This window comes from Micromonospora sp. RV43 (assembly GCF_001029515.1).
Taxonomy (GTDB): domain Bacteria; phylum Actinomycetota; class Actinomycetes; order Mycobacteriales; family Micromonosporaceae; genus Micromonospora; species Micromonospora aurantiaca.
Map to the genome: position 1 here is coordinate 1 of NZ_LEKG01000345.1, position 2,249 is coordinate 2,249.

Annotated in this window: 1 protein-coding gene; it reads right to left on the reverse strand. The window is 57.1% G+C overall.

Features of this window, described 5'->3' with window-relative positions:
* Window positions 1-282: 282 nt before the first annotated feature.
* Window positions 283-1,968, reverse strand: a complete 1,686-nt coding sequence (locus ABD52_RS38860) for an ATP-dependent endonuclease (RefSeq protein ID WP_152748379.1) — start codon at window positions 1,966-1,968, stop codon at window positions 283-285.
* Window positions 1,969-2,249: the final 281 nt, after the last annotated feature.

Sequence of the window (2,249 nt, forward strand, 5' to 3'; positions counted from 1 at the left end):
CGCCACGTCCGTCGCCGCTGACGATGATCTTCGGGCGTGTTCCGGTAGCCTTCACCTGACAGGTGCCTTCCGTCCGGGATAGATGAGACCCTCAGCAAGTCCTATCTTCCCAGGCCGGAAGGCATCTCCCTTTCAAGATCCACTATATGGACCCGCCCTTAATGAAGGGCTGAGGCTAAGCGCCGACTTCGCCGCCCTCACCCCTTGACCTCCATAGGAGCATCGGGATGGCAAGGACTGTCGCTGACGGGCTGAATGACTGGCGCGGAGGAGGAGTCCTATTTACACAGCGTCTCGCTCAGGTTCACGAAGGACTAGGTCGGTGGAAGGGGTGTGGCGGGCAAACTCCAACCAGTAGCCGGCAAATTCAGCCGGCGCTAAGACTGTCAAGCGATGCACACCGTCGCCGATCGGCGTCACTTGCACTAGGCGACCGTCACTTTTCGACGTGACACCCACCGGCTGGCTAAAATCGGTTCCCGGTGACAATCGAAGCGCCTCCATTATATTGTGCGCTATGCGCTCTATAGTCGCGCCAAGCAACTCGAACACATCTCCCGATGGATCGAGTCTGTAAGCACACCATTCAGTTACGTCGTCGATTCGCCCCGGAGCCTGAGCCGCTGCAGCAGCCTCAGTCGATCCCTTGTTGGAAATTCCCAGCACATCCTCAAGCGTCCCTTGAGGATGTAACCAGAGGTCCGCATCTCTCCATATGGCCAAAAGCTTCTCCTTTCGGACCAAATGTCCCTCTGCCTCAAGGCTGTCCGCTAACCATCGCCCCCGACTTCTTGGCTCAGCGCCCACTTGAGCCCTATCCGACGCGCGGATGAAGGGTCTTATTATCTCGATGGTCTTAGGTATGTCCGCAGCAAAGTCTTCGATGTAACGCCGCACCACTCCTGGCGACTTGTCGAGCGCCCGCTGGATCTCTGGAGAGAAGCACGCGTCAAGGTCCGCGACCGCCTTGATGTCCAGTCCAATCTTCTGTGAGATTTCATACCATAGAGCTACAGCTCCGCTTCCGCCGCAAGCGATGAAGTCAGTTTGTGCTACCACCTCCTGCGGCTGTGTGCGCTGCAGCGATGCAGTAAGAGCGGCGACGTCGTGTGGTCCCTCAACCAGAACCGGTCTCGGGGAAAATACCAGCTGGCTGATGAGATCGGGATTCTGTTGCAGCGATGCGGTCACCCGATCCGTCTGGACTGGCAAGACGTGATCTGAGATTCGGAGGGGCCGAGAGTTGGGAGCGAAGTACCAGATGGCGGCGAGGTCATCTGCTGATTTCGGTCGCAGAAGACTAGGCTCATGCGTCACTATTATGGCCTGTCGCCCAGTCGTCCGGCACTGCTGCTCCAGCTCGCCGATCCAGATTCTTGCCAAGGAAGGATGAAGATGAAGCTCAGGCTCATCGACAACCAGACAGCGCCAGTCTGATCTATAAACGGCGGTAAGTAGGATAACTAGCTCGCGTAGCCCGTGACCCTCGTCGCGGAGAAGCGAATACTCCATGTCCCCTATTCGAACATAGGGGTCCAGGTATCCGGCATCCTCCCGTAGCTCAATAATCCGTCCCAGTGCTCGGCGAATGAAAGCCGCTACTTTAAGCCATACCTCCGGCTGTTCCCGCAATGCATATAAGTTCTGGGTGGCATAAATTACCCCTGCATAGTCTGCGTGGTTCACGAAGTTGTCGATGTTTTGGCGTTCTTGCCCTCCGAGAGGCACGCCTCTGTAGCCACTTTGTGGCAAAGTGCCCCAACCGTAGTCCGCTGCTTTCATTAGGCCAAGCAGACGGTCGGTTGCCAGTAGTCGTCCACCGTATGCCCGCGTTACGGCGGCAGCAGTCTTCGACTTGCCGGTTCCGTTCCGACCTACGAAGTAGGTAATGGGATGAGTCGCGCCGCCGAAATTGATGTAGACGTCTTCGTTTGGCTTGCTTGGGCCGCCAAAGACTGCCGTTGGCATGAGGCTGATCGTAGGCAAACCATGGGGAGGTGACGTTCCGCCCGGATTTTCCCCGGAAATGATGGGTGGCACAAACCCTCCTGTTCAACCGTTAACGTCGCTGGCGGCTTAGCCGTCCGTACTTCCGATGGGCAGCTTGAGTTGACACGCCTAACCTCAGCCCTTCATTAAGGGCGGGTCCATATAGTGGATCTTGAAAGGAAGATGCCTTCCGGCCTGGGAAGATAGGACTTGCTGAGGGTCTCATCTATCCCGGACGGAAGGCACCTGTCAGGTGAAGG

Coding starts and splice junctions, on each gene's coding strand:
- ABD52_RS38860 (WP_152748379.1), bottom strand. CDS start 1,968: ATGCCAACGGCAGTCTTTGGCGGCCCAAGCAAGCCAAACGAAGACGTC.